Origin of the sequence: Sorangium sp. So ce176 (assembly GCF_051519835.1) — a bacterium.
Lineage (GTDB): Bacteria > Myxococcota_A > Polyangia > Polyangiales > Polyangiaceae > Sorangium > Sorangium cellulosum_G.
On sequence record NZ_CP150371.1, the window covers coordinates 11,608,794 to 11,624,338 of the forward strand.

Genomic DNA, 15,545 nt, shown 5'->3' on the forward strand with positions numbered 1-15,545 from the left:
GTTGAACGGGAGCCGGCGGGGGTGGAGCGGAGCGGTGACGGCGCGGCGGCTGCCGCGCGGATCAGCGCGCGTACGCGACGGCGCTGACGCCCTCGGCGTCGGGGAGGACTGTCACGAGCGCCTGCGCGCCGACGGAGTCTGACGAGAGCGACGAGCGGACGACGACGAGCCATGTCTGATCGCTCTGTCGCGCGACGAGGATGGCGCAGCGGTCGCCCTGAGGCGTGCCCGCGCGCGCCTCCGCCTCCTGGACGACGCGGGCCCCGGACGCGTCGCAGCCGCTGACGTCGAACTTGCGGTGCGAGAGGGCGGTGAGCGCGACGCTCGCCGCTCTCCGGGCGGCGGTCTCGTCGGCCGACGGCGCGGCAGGGGCCGGCGGCGGGGCGCACCCGGAGGCCAGCGCTGCGAGGAGAGGTGCCCACCGTGCGATCGTGCGTGTCACGGCGCCGTCGTATCGCGACGGCGGCCCCGCGGGAAGGCCTCGTCGAGGCGGGCGGCGGTCCGCGGGCGCCAGGCTGTGCCGGGGACGTCGACGGCAGACGAGCTCCGCGCGGAGGCTGTGAGCTGCTCCTGGCCGAGATGCCCGCCCAGGATGCCCGCCCAGGATGCCCGCCCAAGATGCCCGACCGATGACGCCGCCGAGCTGCGCAATGCCCTGCGGGGATTCGCGAGCACATCGAACTGCCACGCTCGAGCCAAGACGAACACTTACGTGGATGAGCCGTGATTCGTTTCGCCAACTCACTTCGATCGAAAAGATGGTTCGAGTGCCTCACTCACCTTGCCCGACCATCTGTCGCGCAGTAGCGTGCCGCCCATGCCGACGCTCGAGCACAATGGCTTGGTCGACATGTTCCGCGAGAATCCGTCGCTCGCGCCCCATCTCCTCGAGCTCCTTTTCCACCTGAAGCTCCCGCCCTATGCCACCGTCGATGTGGTCGAGGCATCGCTCGATCAGCTCATCCCGGTCGAGTTCCGGGCCGATCTGGTGCTCGAGCTCCGCGACGAGCGCGGGGTGCAGGTGCTGTCGATCGTCCTCGAGCTCCAGCGCGACATCGATCGGCGCAAGTCCTACTCGTGGCCTGTCTACGTTGCGGTCGTACGGGCCCGGAAGGAGTGCCAGGCCGTCGTCGTCGTCATCGCGCCCGACGCCGAGGTGGCCGCCTGGGCCGCGCAGAAGATCGACCTGGGACTGGGGCTCGGGACGCTGCAACCCCTGGTGATCGGTCCGGCGATCGTGCCCGAGGTGACGGAACAGGCGGAGGCGGAAAAGGAGACGGAGCTCGCCATTCTCTCGGCCGTGGCGCACGGCAACGGACCGAACGGGCTCGCCGTCGTCCAGGCTGCGCTCGGCGCGCTCGGTCGGTTCGACCACGAGCACGCGGCGGTGTACTTCCAGATCGTCTACAATGCGTTGCGTGACCCCATGCGGAGGGCCCTGGAGGCGCTGATCATGGAACGGCAGACCGAAGGCAAGGCAACTTTCCCCCCGTTCGCCGAGCAGCTCATCGAGCGCGGCCGGCTCGAAGGCATCCGCGAGGGCAGGCTCGAAGGCGTCCGCGAGGGCAAGCTCGAAGGCGTCCGCGAGGGCAAGCTCGAGGGCGTCCGCGAGGGCAAGCTCGAGGGCGTCCGCGAGGGGGAGCTCAAGGGAAAGCGCGACGTCTTGCTGCGCCTGGTCGCCCGGGCAGGTATCGCGCTCTCCGCCGCCGACGTCTCGCGCATCCAGGCATGCACGGACCCCGCGACCCTCGATCGGTGGGTCGACAACATCCTCGGAGCCAAGACCGCCTCGGACGTGTTCTCCTGACGCACCGGTCCGCATCGCGGGCCTCCCGGAACGCCCGCGCGCTCGACGAGCGCGCTCTGGCTCAGCCCCGCGCCACCCGCTCTGCCCGGAAGAAGAGCTCCTCGTCCTCGAGCCGCCGCGCGATCTGGAGCGCCCGCGCCCGCGCCGCTGCTCCCTCCGCCTCGTCCAGGATGCGCGCGGCCGTCACCGGCGCTCCGGCGGCGCCTCTTGCTCCGACGCTTCCGACGCTTCCAGCGCCGCGAGCAGCGCGGTGAGCCCCTTCTTCAGCGAGGCCATCTGCTTCTGGCCCAGCGACAGCGTGAGCTCCTCCTCCAGCTCCTGCAGCACCCCGAGCCCGTGAAGGAGCGCCTTGAGCCCGTACGGCGTGAACCGGACCCGCTTCGCCCGCCCGTCGTCCGGGTCCGGCGTCCGCTCCACGACGCCCATCGCCTCCAGCTCCTCGACGAGCTGACCCACCGCCTGCTTCGTCACCCTGGCGCGCTCCGCCAGGTCCGTCAGCCGCGTGCCCTCGAGATCGATGTACGGCATCAGCGCGGTGTGCGCGCGGCGCACCCGGCTCCCGCCGCGGGCGACGCGCGCCACCGCCCGCTCGTCGAGCAGCCGCGCCGAGCGAAGGAGGAGCTGGCCGAGGCTCGCGCGCTTGCGCCGATCGAGCTCGGCGACGTCGCTTGGATCGAGGTCTTGCTTGGTCATGATGGTCAACCTTCTTGACTAATTGGTCAAGTAGGTTTACCAATTGGAGCATGCTGAGACAGCTCGATCAAGCCCTCTGGGCTGCGGAAGGCACGTTGAAGCTGCCGGGAATCCACTTCCCGGTGCGATCTCCGATCGTGCGCCTGGCGGACGGGGGGCTGATCCTCTTCTCGCCGCTCCCGAGCCTGGAGCAGGTGGCGGGGGAGATCCGCGCGCTCGGCGAGGTGCGGGCGATCGTGGCGCCGAACCTGATGCACCACCTCGGCCTCGCGCCGGCGGCGCGGCTGTTCCCGGGGGCGCGCCTGTACGGCCGCCGCGGGCTCCACGAGAAGTGCCCTGGCGTGACGTTCACCGGTGTGCTCGACGACGCGCCGGACCCGCTCTGGTCCGCGGAGATCGACCAGGTGGCGGTCGGCGGGATGCCCAGGCTCGACGAGGTGGCCTTCTTCCACCGGCCCACGAGGACCCTCTTTCTCTGGGACCTCTGCTTTCACATCACGCGGAGCGAGCACTTCCCGACGCGCCTCCTCATGCGCCTCAACGGGGCCTACGGCCGGTTCGGCCCGACGCGCGTCGCGCGCTCGATGATGCGCGATCGCGCGGCGGTGGGGGCGGCGGTGAAGCAGATGCTCGCGTGGGCGCCGGAGCGCATCGTGGTGGCGCACGGCGACGTCATCGAGCGCGGGGGGCAGGCCGCGCTGCAAGGCGCGTTCGAGCGGGTGCTGTGAGGTCCAAGGGGGGCCGCCCGGGTCACGCTGCTCGGCCTGGACTTCGGCTCCACGACGAGCTGCGCCGTGGTCGCGGCGGCGGCGCTCCACTTCATGGGCAAGCTCCTCGGCGTGCCCAGGGGCATGGCCCCCTGTACCACGCTGCACGCCCACGTCACGCTGGAGGGCCAGCAGATGGCGACGCAGCTCCTCACCGCCGCGGGCGCCAGCGATTACATGGACGTCTGTCTCAACACGGATCGCATGCTCGCCTCTCTCGATACGAGCGGGCACGACGTGCAGACCTAGCGGGAGATTCACGGCCGCGCGCCCGGCGGCGAGTTCCTGGCGTGGGCAACGTCCCCGACCTGCTCCCGGTCCTGCTCGACGGCCTCGGGCGCGCGGCGTGACCGTCGGGCAGCCGCTGCTCGCGCGGTACGGCCGGGTGACGCTCGCGGAGGCCGTCGCCGAGCGGCTCGGGGCCCGGCCGGTCGTGATGCTGCTCGGCGAGCGCCCGGGCAGCGGCGAGCTCGCCTCGCGCAGCCTCTCGGGCTACATCGCCTACCGCCTCACGCCCGGCGTGAACCAATCTCGCGTCGCAACGGCAGCAGGGTCACTCGACCACCCGCACCGTGGCGTCGAGCAGGTTCACCCCCGTGGCGCCGTCCCACGTCGCGCCGCTCGAGAGTCGGATCGCATAGCGGGGATCCTCGCGCAGGCGCTCCGCCTCGTCGGGCAGCCACAGGCCGAGCTGGTGGTCGCCCGGGGGAAGATCGGCCGGGAGCTGCGCCCCGAGGCAGAGATCGCTCTCCTCGCCCGGCGCCCAGCGGCGCGGGTCGGCGTCGACCTGGACGAAGCGCCGCGTCGCGCCCTGCTGGAGCACGAGGTAGACAGGGCGCGGGTTGTAGGCCCGGGCGTACCCGTCGTTGAACACGCGCAGCCGGAGAGAGAGCGACTGCCCGCGCGCGACCTGCTCGGGGGACTCGTGACCCATCACGGCGAAGCGGTATCCGAGCCGGCAGGCGACGGCCTCGAAGCAGCCCTCGGATCTCCAGTCGGCGATCACGTCAGGGTGGTAGTCGGTGTTGATGAAGCTCCAGTGGTGCGTGGAGAGCTCGGCGAGCGCCGAGGCGCACTGGCTGCGCGTCGGGTTGCGGCCGCAGGTCTCGCCCCCGACGGGCACGAACGCGGAGTCCGCGGCGGCATACGCCTTCTCGCCGGGGAGCTGGTAGGTGCCGACGTCGTCGGCGCTCGCGAGGAAGCAGTCGTTCAGGTGGCCGACGCGCGAGAGCGGCGCTCCGGAGAACGCCGTCTCCTCGGTGAGCGGGCCGCCGTACGCCTCGAGCTTGTGAGAGGGGCGGCGCGCGAGGATCATCCGGTTCTCGGGGATCGCCTCGAGCAGCGCGTCGAAGATCTGCTTGCGGCTGTCAGGGCTCGTGAGGTCGTTCGTCGAGGAGTGCCACTCGCCCCACGCGCCGACGAAGCCTGGATGCAGCACGGCGATGACATCGGCGTTCTGCCGGAGCACGGGCTCGAGCTGAGCGATGTGGGACAGCACGCGGCCGAGCGGCGCGTCCGGCGCGGTGCCGGTGTCCGCATAGTAGAAGCGGGGGAGCACCTTGAGCCCCGCCGAGCGCACGGCGGCGAAGCTCGCGTCGAGCTGGTCAAGGAGGCGCTGGTCGATGTCCCGCGTGCGGTAGTCGTCGAGGAGCACCTTGCCGTAGATCAGCGTGTAGCCATCGGCCCGGAGGTTCGATAGCGCGTCGAGGCCCCGGAGATCCATGAAACGAAAGACGCCGCGCTCGGGGTTGAGCACGCCCCGGCACTCGGCATCACCGGAGGGATCCGCGCCCGCGGCGAACAGCCTGGGCGCATAGGAGCGCGCCACGGTGGCGCCGCCGAGCCCGCAGGCGCCGGGCGGGTCGCCGCTGCCGCCGGTGCCGCCGCTGCCGCCGCCGCTACCGCCGGTGCCGCCGGTGCCGCCGGTGCCGCCGCTACCGCCGGCGTCGCCGCCGCCGGTGCCGGCGCCGCTGCTGCTGGCGGTCCCGGTGAGGACCAGCTCGTCTAGCAGCGAGGCGTCGGCGCGGCTCCGCGTCGCGTACCGGATCTTGATCCGCCCGCCGCGGGCGAAGCGGTCGTGCGGCGCCGGGAGCGGGAGGGTCGCGCTCGACCAGGACCACGCGGCGGCGAACGCGTTGTCGCCGATCGGCACCCACGCGTTCGCGTCGGCGTCCCACGCCTCCAGCGTCCAGCGCATGTCGGACTTGCGCGGGCCGCGGTAGTTCACGTCGAGGGACAGCGACGCCAGCTCGGCTCCAGACACCCCCGCCGGGAGCACGTAATCGCACGTGGCGGACGATCCCGGAGCGAACTCGACGTACTTGCTCCAGTCGTCCTGCTCTCCGGTGAGCTCGCGCGCCGAGAGCGCCGCCGCTGTCTGTCCGTCGCCGATGCTGCCCCGCTCGACCGTCAACTGCGAGCACGTCAGTCGGAAGCCCGCGCCTGTCGCGCTGGAGGTGAGTGAGTCGACCGGGCTGCCGTCGCCGGCGCCGGCGCCGCACGCGGTCAGGAGCGCCAGGGCAAGGCAGGGGACGCTGCCGCCGCGAAGAGAGCGCGACAAAACGTGGAACGATGACCGGCTGCTCTGGTGACGCATGACCAAGCTCCTCTTGAAGGTGAAAAATTGAAGCTGAACTGCACGGCATTGCGGCCGCGCTGCCGAGCCGCGTTCGGCGCAGCCTCAATGCACGGTCGAGGCCACCGGAGCAGCCCGCGTGAGCGCGGGGCGCAGAGGCCAGGCATTGCGCAAGGATCGACCACTTGCGCACGGAGCGGACAGCAGGTGAGGTCGTTCAGCGGGACGGCGTCGGATGAGCCGTCCGCGGGGGCGGGGCGGGCCGGTCGTCGCGGCCGAGCTGCTCTCTATGCCTTCGCGGCAGCGCGAGAGATCTCGTCGATCGCCCCGAGCAGCGCGTCGTTCTGCTCCGGTGTGCCCACCGTGATCCGCAGCTTGTCGTGGAGCCGCGGCGCATCCCAGTAGCGCACGAAGATCGCCCGGTCGTGGAGCGCCCGGTACATCGCCTGCGCCGACAGCCCCCCGGCCGGCGGCGCCGCGAGGACGAAGTTGCTCTGGCTCGGCGCCACCGTGAACCCCTTCTCCTGGAGCGCGCGCGCCAGCCGGGCTCGCTCCGCGATCACCTTCTCCCAGCTCTTCCTCGCCTCGTCCCGCGCCGAAAGCGCCGCTGTCGCCGCGGCCTGCGAGAGGATGTCGGTGTTGTAGCTGTCGCGCGCCTTGTCGAGCGTCTCGATGAGCCGCGGGTGCCCAAGCCCGTACCCGAACCGGAGCCCCGCGAGCGAGTACCCTTTGCTCAGGGTCCGCAGCAGCAGCACGTTGTCGAGCCCCCGCGCCGGGTCGAGCAGCGGCGTCGCGTCGGTCTCCGCGAAATCGACGTACGCCTCGTCGATCAGGAGCACGCCGCGGAACGCCCGCGCCACCCGCTCGAGCCTGTCCAGCGGCTCGTGCCGCCCCGACGGCGCGTGCGGGTTGACGAGGAGCGCGAGGCGGCAGCCGCTCTCGTTCAGGCGGCTCGCGAAATCCTCCGGGACCGACCAGTCCTCCTCGAGGGGGACCTGGGTGATCGCCGTGCCGTGGATCTCCGCGAGGACGTCATAGAGCGAATAGGTCGGGTACGTCTCGCCTATGCCGCTGCCGCCGGGCTCGCAGAAGACGGTCACCGCCATGCGCAGCAGCTCGTCGCCGCCGTTCGTGGCGATCACCTGCTCGGGCGACAGCCCGTGGAGCCTCGCGGCGGCCTCACGGAACTGCTGCGCCCGGGGCGGCGGGTACCGGCGGAGCTGATCGGCCGAGACGCCGCGGATCGCCTCCAGCACGGCGTCCGGCGGCGGATAGGGGTTCTCGTTCGTGTTCAGCTTGACCACGTCGGCCCGCTGCGGCTGCTCGCCGGGCGTGTAGGGCGTGAGACGATGGATGTTGTCGCGTTCGTACGGCATGGGGATGGCCGTCCTCTCGCCCACTGGCTCGCCGGAGACAAGCGCCTCGTCCGGCGCGGCCGCCCGATCCGGCCCCGCTCCCTTCGGGGAAGCTCCGCCCCGCGCGGAGGTGGTCGCGCCCGGCCGCGGCGGCGCGCTCGGCGATCGGGCCATCGAGAGGGCGCGCGCGGCGGCGGGCCCTGGTCGCGCCGGCTGCGCCGATCGGACTAAGATGCGCCGCATGACGACGACGCCCGAGCCCGAAACCTTCCTGGTCCTCTCCTGCCTCGGCCCTGACCGGACGGGCCTCGTCGCGGAGGTGACGCACTACCTGACCGAGCGCGGCGCCAACGTCGAGGACAGCCGGATGGCGGTGCTCGGCGGCGAGTTCGGCATCCTCCTGCTCGCGTCGGGCCCGCCCGGCGCGATCGAGGCGGTGGAGCGCGACGCCGCGTCGCTCACCCAGGCGACGGGGCTCACGGTGCAGAGCCGCAGGACCAAGAGCCCCGAGTCGCACCGGCGCGCGGCGACCATCCCGTGCGTCATCTCGGTCGACGCGCTCGACCACGAGGGGATCGTCCGCGCCGTGTCGCGCGCGCTCCACGGCGCCGGCGTGAACATCGTCTCGCTCGAGACCTCGGCCTACGAGGCGCCCGTCACCGGGTCGCAGCTCTTCCGGATGGAGGCCCGCGTCGACGTCCCCACCGGGGTGACGCTCGGCCGGCTCCGCAAGGCGATGGACGCGGTCGCGGAGTCCGAGAACCTCGATATCGATGTCCGCTCGCTGATCAAGGCGTGACGCCACAAGGGGGAGCGCCGCAGGGGCGGACGTCGCAGGGCCAGACGCGCGCGCAGCGCAGGCGCCGCGAGCGCTGACCCGCCGAAGCCAACGCCCTGGACGCCACCGCTGCCCCGGCGCCGGCCGCGACCCGGCGCGGGGAGCTCGCCGGCCGACTCGCGAGAACGCGGGCCACTCGGCCGGAAGAAGCGCTATCGTCGTGGGCCATGCCCTTCAGCAACCTCAGCTCTCCCCGCAAGGTGCACAGCGTCGACGCGGAGATCCGCGGGGCCGCGTTCCTCGCGAGCCCCGGTCTCGTCGCCATGATCTCGACCGATCCGGTGCGGCTCGGCGTCTGTCCGGTCGGAGGCTCCGGCGCGAAGACGACGAACCTGTCGCTGTCCTCCGCCGAGGACGTGGCGCTCCTCTCGAAGGACGTGGCTGTCGTGCGGAGCGAGGACGCTGTGTGGGCGCTGCTCGGGATCACGCACGGCCCGAAGCTCGACCAGGTCGGCCGCGACGCGCGGCTCCTGGCGACATGCCCGTCGGGCACGACGGCGCTGGCGCTCGGCTGGGACGGCAGCGCGACGGAGCTGAAGCTGGACAGGACCGAGGTGAACGGCCGCACGTTCCCCGTGCGCGGCGCGGCGCGGGCGTTCGATCTGACCGAGGCCGAGACGCACGTGGTCATGGACGGCGCAGGGGAGGGGGGCGAGCTGCGCGTCCACCCCGGCGCGACGCCGGAGCCCGGCCCGACGCTGCGCGCCGCGCTGCCGCGCGCGGCCCAGAACCTGAACCGCGTGCGCGCCGGGGCGAAGCTCACCGCGGTGTACAAGCGCGGCGCGAGCGCTGTCTGCGCTGTCGTCCGGTCGTCGGGCAAGCTGACCGCCAAGCTGCTCGAGTTCGGCGCCCCCGTCGCGGATGTGGCCGTCCTCGAGTCCAGCCTGTTCGCGGCGTTCGCGGACGGCCGGGTCGCGCTGTTCGACGGCGCCGCCATCGAGGCCGCCTCCGCCGCGCCGCCCGCGCCGACGGCCAGCGTCGCGATCGGCGCTCGGGGCGAGCCCACCGTGCTCGCTGTCGCGGGCAAAGGATCGCCGAGCCTGTGGGTGGGCACGAGCGCGGGGGAGATCTGGAGCCTCTCCATCGTGCGCAAGCAGGGCGGCTGACGCGCGCCGCGGCCGCGAAACCACGGCCGCGTCCCCGACGTGACCGCGCGCCGGCTCACGCCGCGCGCGTCGCGAGCCGCCCCTCCACCAGGGCGTCCGCATCGACCTCGTCGAGCGTCGCCACGACGCGATCCGCTCCGGCGGCGACCAGCAGCGCGCGGTCGGCGTGCCGCGCCACGCCGAGCGCGGTCATCCTGCCCGCCTTCGCGGCGAGCACCCCGGCGGGGGCGTCCTCGACGACGAGGCTGCCCGTCGGCGGGACACCGAGCGCGTGCGCGGCGGCCAGGAACAGGTCCGGCGCTGGCTTGCCGCGCGCCACCTCGGCGCCGCAGAGGTCAGCGTCGAACAGGTCGAGCAGCGTCGTTCCCGGCGCGATGGACGGGCGGCGGATGCCCTGCTGCGCGGCGAAGGTGTCGGCGCGGATCCGGCGGAGGAGCTGGCCGGCGTTCCTGGACGACGACGCGGCCGCGAGGAGCACGCCGTACGCCTTGAGCCCCAGGACCAGCCGCATCGCGTCCGGGAAGACCGCGAACTCCCCCGCCTCGATCTTCCGGAGCAGCGCCTCCTGCTTCCGCTCGGCGTACGTGCTGGCGCGCGCCGCGGCGTCGGGCACGCCGAAGTAGTCGAGCGCCGCGCGCGCGCCGCTCTCGCGCGGCTTGCCGGCGACCTCGCTCTGGTAGACGGCCGTCGTGAACTGCTCGGGCGCGTAGCGCGTCTGCGGCGCGATGGCGCGCCACTCCGTGGCCATCAGCGCCTCCAGCGCCTCGCGCCAGGCGCGCTCGTGCGGCGAGTCGACCACCACCCCGTCGATGTCGAAGAGGACCCCCTCGAAACGCATGCCGCCGACATGGCGCCGGCGCGCCGCACCGGGAGCCCCGGGCGCGCGCGGGCGGCGCGTCGATGCGGTGCGCCGCCGCGCCTGCCGCGACCTGCGCCGCCGCGCCTGCCTCGACCTGCACCGCCGCGCCTGCCGCGACCTGCGCCGCCGCGGCTGCCCGCGACCTGCGCCGCCGCGCCTGCCCGCGGGCAGCGCGCGGCGCCCGACAGCGCCCGCCTGTGCGGCTCCCGCCGCCGCGCCGGCGGTGCTACCTTGGAGGCACGTGCCGCCTGTCCGCACCGGAGCCACCCCCACCGCGACGCGCCTGCCGCGCGCGCTCGTCGTCCGCGATCCGGAGCCCGAGGAGCTCCGGGCGACCATCGACTGGTCGGACTGGTACCTCGACGACACGGACGGCATCGGCGCGTGGGGCGAGCACGACGAGATAGCCCGCCTGCTCCTGTCCTCGATCGCGCAGCTCGCGCGCGAGCGCGGCTGGACCGACCACCACGCCGGCTCGGATCGGTTCTTCGCGTGGGTGCGCGAGGAGCCGCTCGTGCGCGTCTCGCCGGACGTCTACTTCCTCGACCACCGGCCCACGCCGCCCCTGCCCAAGCAATGGCAAACGTGGCTGCCCGGCCACCGGCCGCCGCGGTTCGCGCTCGAGATCATCGCGAGCGACTGGCAGAAGGCCTACGAGGACATCCCGCTCAAGTATTGCCAGCTCGGCTGTCCCGAGCTCGCGATCTTCGACCCGCAGGCCGCCGCGCAGCGGCCGCCCGCCGGCAGGGTCGCGCTCCAGGCCTACCGGCGCGACCCCGACGGCGCGTACGTGCGCGTTCACGCGGGCGCCAGCCCCGTCTGGAGCCCCGCCCTCGATAGCTGGCTCTGCGTCGTGGGCAGCGGGGCCGAGGCCCGCCTCCGCCTCGCGCGCCCCGGCGGCAAGGGCGAGCTGGTTCCCACCCAGGAGGAGGTCGCGGCGACCGACGCGCGCGCCAGGGAAGCGGCGGAGGCGCGCGTGCGCGAGCTCGAGGCGCGCGTGCGCGAGCTGGAGCAGCTCGCGCAGGGGTGATCGCGGTGCACGGAGCGCGGCGCTCCGCGCGACGGACGCCCGCCCGCTTTGGCTTCGCGCAGCGTTCGGCGGTACGCTGGCGCCATGTGCCGAAACATCCGTCCTCTGTTCAACTTCGAGCCGCCGGCGACGGAGGAAGAGATCCGGGCGGCGGCCTTGCAATACGTGCGCAAGGTGAGCGGAACCCGCAGCCCGAGCGGCAAGAACGTCGCCTGTTTCGAGCGAGCCGTCGACGACATCGCCGAGATCACGCGCCGGCTCGTCGCGTCGCTGGAGACCACGGCTCCGCCGAAGAACAAGGAAGTCGAAGCGGCCAAGGCCCGCCTGCGCAACGCGCGCCGCTTCGGCTCCTGACGCGCGAGGGAGCGCTCTCCGCCGCGCTCCGGGCCGCCAGGGCTGGCCCTGGCCCCGCTGCCACGTTAGCTTCGTGCCCATGGGCAACGCCGCCACGGCGCAGCGCATGAGCGCTGCTGAGTACCTCGGGTGGGAGCGCGCGCAGGTCGCGAAGCACGAATATCACCTCGGCGAGATCTTCGCGATGGCCGGCGGCAGCCCGCGGCACAACTTCCTCTCGGGCGCGGTGGTGGCGGAGCTCCGCGCGGAGGTGCGCGGAAAGCCGTGTCATGTGCTGTCGTCCGACCAGCGGATTTCCGCGAAGCAGGGCGAACGCTATGTCTACGCGGATGCCGTCGTCGCGTCCGGCGGGGTGCGGCTGGAGACCGGCACAAGCGATGTCCTCGCGAATCCGAGCGTCGTCGTCGAGGTCCTGTCGCCCAGCACCGAGGCGTACGACCGCGGCGAGAAATGGGAAGCCTATCAGCGCATTCCCTCGCTGACAGACTACCTGCTCGTCTCGCAGGGGGCGGTGCGCGTCGAGCACTACCGGCGCGAGGCGGATGATTCGTGGCGCTATCGCGTGATCGAGGCGGGCGGCGCGATCGCGCTCGCGAACGGCGCCAGCCTTCCGGTCGACGCCATCTACGAGGGCGCCTTCGAGCTCGACGCCGGCTGAAGGCGCGAGCGCGCCGCCTGCGCCGCGCGGCTCAGGATCGCCGGGCGCCCGACGACCGGCTGTACACGAGGCGGCCGCCCGTCTGCGACAGGGCGTACGCGAACCCGAGCTCGAGCGTCGAGCGCGTGACCACGCACCCGAGGTCCAGCCCCTGCTGCACCATGAGCTGCGCTGTCGCCGGGGTGATGCCGACCAGCACGACCTCGGCCCCGAGCAGCCTCGCCGCCCGCGCCGCCGACATGAGGTGATCGGCCGCGACCGCGTCGACCACCGCCATCCCGATGACGTCGATCAGCACCACGCGCGCCCGGCGCTCGGCGATCTCCCGCAGCATCGACTCGAGGAAGCGGCCTGTCCGCTGCGCATCCATCGCCCCGATGATCGGCATCACCACGATGTTGGGCGCGATGGGCACGACCGGGCTGGAGAGCTCCTGGATCGTGCCGAGCAGCGCCGCCTGCCTGTCGTTCGCGCGCTCGAGCTCCTGGGTCCGCTCGGTGATCCGCTGCAGGAGCTGCGCGTTCTCGAGCGCCACGGCCAGCGTGTCGGTGATGCGCTCGATCTGCGTGAGATCCTCGGCCGAGCACGCCGCGTGGCGCTCGCTGCAGAGGACGAGGACGCCGAGCGCGACCCCCCGGGCGAGCAGCGGGACGCCCACCAAGGTGAGCGTCCCCTTCCGGCGCGCCTCGACCACATCGGGCAAGCGGTGGAGCTCGCCCTCCGCTCCATCGACGGCGTCGACGATCAGCGACCGGCCGGCGCTCAGCACCCGCCAGGCCAGGGAGTCTGGGGTGAGGCGCGCGCTCTCCTTGACGAAGCCCTCGGCCTTCGCGTCCACGCCGACGGCGAGGAGCTCGATCGGGCGGACCGCCCGCGCGAGCCCGCGCCGTCGGTTCGCGGTCTTGCGCGCCGTCTCCAGGGTCAGGTGCTCCGCCAGGGGGCGCGACCACGGCGTGCGCTCGAGGGTCACGACGTCGGCGCCCGTGTCGATGAAGCGCGTCGCGCGCGGATCCTCGCCCTGCCTGGGCGCAGGGAGCTCGGCCAGCGCCGCGTCGACGCCTCTCGAGACCAGATCGTGGAGCACCTCGACGGCCCGATAGGCCATGTCGTACTCGCGCTGGACCACGGTCGCGTGGATCGTCCCCTCCCTGAGCATCGCGATGGTCTCCGGGACGAGATCGAACGCGACGATCTTGAGGTCACCCTCCCGGCCCATGGCCCTCGCGGCCGCGCCCCAGGCCGGGCCGTTCTCGGCGCAGGCGCCGAAGGCGCCCGCGAGATCGCCTGTCCGCAAGGCCTCCAGGGTGAGCTGCAGCGCGATCGACGCGTCGTACGCGTTCTCGGAGGGAGGCTGCACCGCGATGGCCGTCCCGGCGACCGCCGCGCCGAACCCCGCGAGGCGCTCGTTGCCGTTGGAAGCACGGAGCGAGGCGACCTGCGTGCCGACCGCGCCGCCGTTCGGCAGGAGCCGCGCCATCATCTCGCCGGCGAGCCGGCCAGCCGCCACGTTGTCCGTGCCGACATAGGCCAGCGCGCCGCTGCCCTCCACCGGCGGCGCATCGAGCGTGACCACCGGAATCCCGGCCTCCCTGGCGCGCCGGATCATCGGCTCCAGGCCCGCGGGGTCGATCGGCGCCACCGCGATGCCGTGCACGCCTCGACGGATGCCCTCGTCGAGGAGCGCGCTCTGGCTGCCCTCGCCGCCCGCGCCGCCGAAGCGGAACGTCAGGTCGATGTCGAGGTTGCGCCCCGCGACGAGCGCGCCGTCGCGGACGTTGTTCCAGTAGCTCGTCGGCGTGCGCGGCGGGACCCTGTACCTGCGGACGTCGCGGGCCCCTCCGGGGTCGCTCGCCGGCGCGCCCCCGCGGGCAGCGTCCTCCAGCAGGACGAGCTCCACGGCGCTCCATTGCGGCCGTAGCTGGATGCTCTTGATCCCGATCGCGATGATCTCCACGAGCTGGTGCGGGCTGGCCTGCGCGGCCACCGCGTTCAGCACCTCCTCGAGCACGCGGTTCTCGTGGGCCGATCGCGCCTTGTCGTCGTAGAGCTCGCGCCGCTCCAGCGCCGCGCTGGCGCTGGCGGCGAGGGCCAGGAGCAGGTCGCAGCGCTCGGCCGGGAGCGGATCCGCGGCCGGCTGCTCGACGGCGAGCACGCCGATCGACCGCCCGTGCATGCACACAGGCGCGAGGACGACGACCGCGCCCTGGGGCAGCCGCTCGAGCGCCGCGCCCCGCAGCCGCGCCCCGTACCACGCGGCCGCCGCGACGACCTGGGCGCCCCCGCCCGGGTCGAGCAGCGGCGCCGCGCCCGCCGGCCCCGCGTCCGAGGGGATGCGCAGCGGGCCGTCCAGCAGGCCGTCGAAGCCCACGGCAGCCCTGTAGACCAGGCGATCTCCGTCCTCTATCAGGAGGCTGCCGCGCTGCGCCCCAGGCACGCTGTCCGTGGCTTCCTGTACGATGCGGCGCAGCGCTGCGACGAGGTCCAGACCGGTGCTCATGCGCGTTCGATCCACGCCTCACCCGACCGAGCACGGCGAGGGCTGACCCCAGCAGGCGCGATCGGCCCGCCGCTTGTCAAGCATCCCTCACGGGGCTCGCGCGGTGGAGCGCAGGCGGGCGGGCGCGGCGCAGCGCACCGCGGTGAAGAAGCTGAGTCTGTCGCCGTCACGAGGTGACGCCGGCGACTGTCCACCGCCGCTGACCTCGACTCGACCGCGCGGGCCTTTCCTCATCCGTCGGCCGCGCGATCCTTGGCCGGCACCGCGCGCGCCGGCGGCGCGCCGCGCGAGGGCAGGGCCTTGCGCCACCGCGCGCGGAGGACGCTCGGCTTCTCGCCGTACCGCTCCTTCAGGAACGTGGCGGCGACCACGCGGTCCGTGCGGAAGGAGCGGAAGTCCTCGCGGAGCTCGCACCACGCCATGAGCATGCGCGTCGCCTCGAGATACCCCACGATGACGGGCCATACGACGCGCTCGCTCTCGAGCCCCGCCTCGTCGCGGTAGCGGAGCGCGATCTTCGTGCCGGCGCGGATCGACGCGCGCACCTGGGCCAGGTCGAGCGCGTCGGGGGCCTGGTCCCAGACGGGGGGCGTCCCCGTCGCCGGCTCGAGCACGAACGGGCGCAGCCGCTCGGGGACGGTCGCGGCGATCTTCGCGATGAGGTCCTGCGCTGCCCTCCGGAGGGCGGGGTCCCCCCGGTGAGCGACCCACTGCGCGCCGAGCACCGCGACCTCGATCTCGTCGGGCGTCAGCATCAAGGGCGGCATGTCGAAGCCGCGCTCGAGCACGTAGCCGGCGCCGGCCTCGCCCCGGATCGGCACGCGCTGGGCGAGGAGATCCGCGACGTCGCGGTACACCGTGCGCTTCGACGTCTCGAGCTCCTCGGCGAGCGCCGCCGCGGTGACCGGCGCCCGCTGCCGGCGCAGGATCTGCAGGATCTGGAACAGGCGATCGGCGCGTCGCACGAGGATGCTGACACCAGGTTGTCAGCAGGGCGGGGCTACAT

The 15,545-nt window shown here is 73.3% G+C and carries 16 protein-coding genes and 1 pseudogene; 9 read left to right on the forward strand and 8 right to left on the reverse strand.

Annotated elements, in window-relative coordinates; translation table 11 throughout:
- Positions 1 to 61 precede the first annotated feature (61 nt).
- Positions 62 to 442, reverse strand: coding sequence for a hypothetical protein (locus WMF42_RS43830; protein WP_437689192.1), 381 nt, complete (start codon positions 440 to 442; stop codon positions 62 to 64).
- A gap of 408 nt (positions 443 to 850) precedes the next feature.
- Here WMF42_RS43830 and WMF42_RS43835 point away from each other — a divergent pair, with 408 nt between their 5' ends.
- On the forward strand, positions 851 to 1,807 hold the full coding sequence (locus tag WMF42_RS43835; RefSeq protein WP_437689193.1) for a hypothetical protein: 957 nt from the start codon (positions 851 to 853) through the stop codon (positions 1,805 to 1,807).
- A gap of 61 nt (positions 1,808 to 1,868) precedes the next feature.
- On the opposite strand, the gene WMF42_RS43840 is transcribed toward WMF42_RS43835, so the two are convergent.
- On the reverse strand, positions 1,869 to 1,994 hold the full coding sequence (locus WMF42_RS43840; protein WP_267888062.1) for a hypothetical protein: 126 nt from the start codon (positions 1,992 to 1,994) through the stop codon (positions 1,869 to 1,871).
- The gene (locus tag WMF42_RS43845; RefSeq protein WP_061606875.1) at positions 1,991 to 2,500 is read right to left on the reverse strand and encodes a MarR family winged helix-turn-helix transcriptional regulator; all 510 of its coding nucleotides are present in this window, start codon (positions 2,498 to 2,500) and stop codon (positions 1,991 to 1,993) included. Before WMF42_RS43845 ends, WMF42_RS43840 begins: the two co-directional genes overlap by 4 nt.
- A 50-nt stretch (positions 2,501 to 2,550) precedes the next feature.
- Here WMF42_RS43845 and WMF42_RS43850 point away from each other — a divergent pair, with 50 nt between their 5' ends.
- The 3 genes and pseudogenes from WMF42_RS43850 to WMF42_RS43860 form a co-directional block, all read left to right on the forward strand.
- Complete coding sequence (locus tag WMF42_RS43850) at positions 2,551 to 3,228, forward strand: DUF4336 domain-containing protein (protein WP_434044579.1); 678 nt, start codon at positions 2,551 to 2,553, stop codon at positions 3,226 to 3,228.
- Between the two features lie 66 nt (positions 3,229 to 3,294).
- Positions 3,295 to 3,516 (forward strand): ethanolamine ammonia-lyase subunit EutB, encoded by a 222-nt coding sequence (gene eutB, locus WMF42_RS43855; protein ID WP_437689196.1) that lies wholly within the window; start codon positions 3,295 to 3,297, stop codon positions 3,514 to 3,516.
- A gap of 136 nt (positions 3,517 to 3,652) precedes the next feature.
- Positions 3,653 to 3,835: pseudogene (locus WMF42_RS43860) on the forward strand (ethanolamine ammonia-lyase light chain EutC); the annotation flags it as partial.
- Here the strand turns inward: WMF42_RS43860 and WMF42_RS43865 are convergent.
- Both WMF42_RS43865 and hisC read right to left on the reverse strand, forming a co-directional pair.
- A complete protein-coding gene (locus WMF42_RS43865; RefSeq protein WP_437689197.1) occupies positions 3,821 to 5,863 on the reverse strand; it encodes a DUF4832 domain-containing protein in 2,043 nt (680 codons plus the stop codon). The pseudogene WMF42_RS43860 and the gene WMF42_RS43865 overlap by 15 nt on opposite strands.
- 266 nt (positions 5,864 to 6,129) lie before the next feature.
- Positions 6,130 to 7,218: a histidinol-phosphate transaminase gene (hisC, locus tag WMF42_RS43870; RefSeq protein WP_061606884.1), complete on the reverse strand. Its 1,089-nt coding sequence runs from the start codon at positions 7,216 to 7,218 to the stop codon at positions 6,130 to 6,132.
- Positions 7,219 to 7,438: 220 nt separating this feature from the next.
- Between hisC and WMF42_RS43875 the strand changes: the two genes are divergently transcribed.
- Both WMF42_RS43875 and WMF42_RS43880 read left to right on the forward strand, forming a co-directional pair.
- Entirely contained in the window at positions 7,439 to 7,996 is a 558-nt protein-coding gene (locus tag WMF42_RS43875) for a glycine cleavage system protein R (protein WP_233561235.1), read from the forward strand.
- Between the two features lie 206 nt (positions 7,997 to 8,202).
- Complete coding sequence (locus tag WMF42_RS43880) at positions 8,203 to 9,141, forward strand: hypothetical protein (protein ID WP_061606872.1); 939 nt, start codon at positions 8,203 to 8,205, stop codon at positions 9,139 to 9,141.
- A 55-nt stretch (positions 9,142 to 9,196) separates the two neighbouring features.
- On the opposite strand, the gene WMF42_RS43885 is transcribed toward WMF42_RS43880, so the two are convergent.
- Positions 9,197 to 9,979, reverse strand: a complete 783-nt coding sequence (locus tag WMF42_RS43885) for an HAD family hydrolase (RefSeq protein WP_437689200.1) — start codon at positions 9,977 to 9,979, stop codon at positions 9,197 to 9,199.
- Positions 9,980 to 10,241: 262 nt separating this feature from the next.
- Between WMF42_RS43885 and WMF42_RS43890 the strand changes: the two genes are divergently transcribed.
- The 3 genes from WMF42_RS43890 to WMF42_RS43900 all read left to right on the forward strand — a co-directional run bounded on the left by WMF42_RS43890 (position 10,242) and on the right by WMF42_RS43900 (position 12,042).
- On the forward strand, positions 10,242 to 11,030 hold the full coding sequence (locus WMF42_RS43890; RefSeq protein WP_437689202.1) for a Uma2 family endonuclease: 789 nt from the start codon (positions 10,242 to 10,244) through the stop codon (positions 11,028 to 11,030).
- Between the two features lie 84 nt (positions 11,031 to 11,114).
- Complete coding sequence (locus WMF42_RS43895; RefSeq protein WP_061611928.1) at positions 11,115 to 11,384, forward strand: DUF2277 domain-containing protein; 270 nt, start codon at positions 11,115 to 11,117, stop codon at positions 11,382 to 11,384.
- 79 nt (positions 11,385 to 11,463) lie between these two features.
- On the forward strand, positions 11,464 to 12,042 hold the full coding sequence (locus tag WMF42_RS43900; protein ID WP_437689204.1) for a Uma2 family endonuclease: 579 nt from the start codon (positions 11,464 to 11,466) through the stop codon (positions 12,040 to 12,042).
- Between the two features lie 31 nt (positions 12,043 to 12,073).
- Here the strand turns inward: WMF42_RS43900 and WMF42_RS43905 are convergent, their stop codons facing one another.
- Both WMF42_RS43905 and WMF42_RS43910 read right to left on the reverse strand, forming a co-directional pair.
- Complete coding sequence (locus WMF42_RS43905; RefSeq protein ID WP_437689205.1) at positions 12,074 to 14,539, reverse strand: substrate-binding domain-containing protein; 2,466 nt, start codon at positions 14,537 to 14,539, stop codon at positions 12,074 to 12,076.
- 230 nt (positions 14,540 to 14,769) lie between these two features.
- Positions 14,770 to 15,504 (reverse strand): helix-turn-helix transcriptional regulator, encoded by a 735-nt coding sequence (locus WMF42_RS43910; protein WP_437689207.1) that lies wholly within the window; start codon positions 15,502 to 15,504, stop codon positions 14,770 to 14,772.
- Positions 15,505 to 15,545: the final 41 nt, after the last annotated feature.

Excerpts from the sequence above, each read along its gene's own strand:
- WMF42_RS43845 (WP_061606875.1), bottom strand. The coding sequence starts at position 2,500 with ATGACCAAGCAAGACCTCGATCCAAGCGACGTCGCCGAGCTCGATCGG.
- WMF42_RS43875 (WP_233561235.1), top strand. The coding sequence starts at position 7,439 with ATGACGACGACGCCCGAGCCCGAAACCTTCCTGGTCCTCTCCTGCCTC.
- WMF42_RS43865 (WP_437689197.1), bottom strand. The coding sequence starts at position 5,863 with ATGCGTCACCAGAGCAGCCGGTCATCGTTCCACGTTTTGTCGCGCTCT.
- WMF42_RS43895 (WP_061611928.1), top strand. The coding sequence starts at position 11,115 with ATGTGCCGAAACATCCGTCCTCTGTTCAACTTCGAGCCGCCGGCGACG.
- WMF42_RS43900 (WP_437689204.1), top strand. The coding sequence starts at position 11,464 with ATGGGCAACGCCGCCACGGCGCAGCGCATGAGCGCTGCTGAGTACCTC.
- hisC (WP_061606884.1), bottom strand. The coding sequence starts at position 7,218 with ATGCCGTACGAACGCGACAACATCCATCGTCTCACGCCCTACACGCCC.
- WMF42_RS43905 (WP_437689205.1), bottom strand. The coding sequence starts at position 14,539 with ATGAGCACCGGTCTGGACCTCGTCGCAGCGCTGCGCCGCATCGTACAG.
- WMF42_RS43850 (WP_434044579.1), top strand. The coding sequence starts at position 2,551 with ATGCTGAGACAGCTCGATCAAGCCCTCTGGGCTGCGGAAGGCACGTTG.
- WMF42_RS43885 (WP_437689200.1), bottom strand. The coding sequence starts at position 9,979 with ATGCGTTTCGAGGGGGTCCTCTTCGACATCGACGGGGTGGTGGTCGAC.
- WMF42_RS43835 (WP_437689193.1), top strand. The coding sequence starts at position 851 with ATGTTCCGCGAGAATCCGTCGCTCGCGCCCCATCTCCTCGAGCTCCTT.
- WMF42_RS43880 (WP_061606872.1), top strand. The coding sequence starts at position 8,203 with ATGCCCTTCAGCAACCTCAGCTCTCCCCGCAAGGTGCACAGCGTCGAC.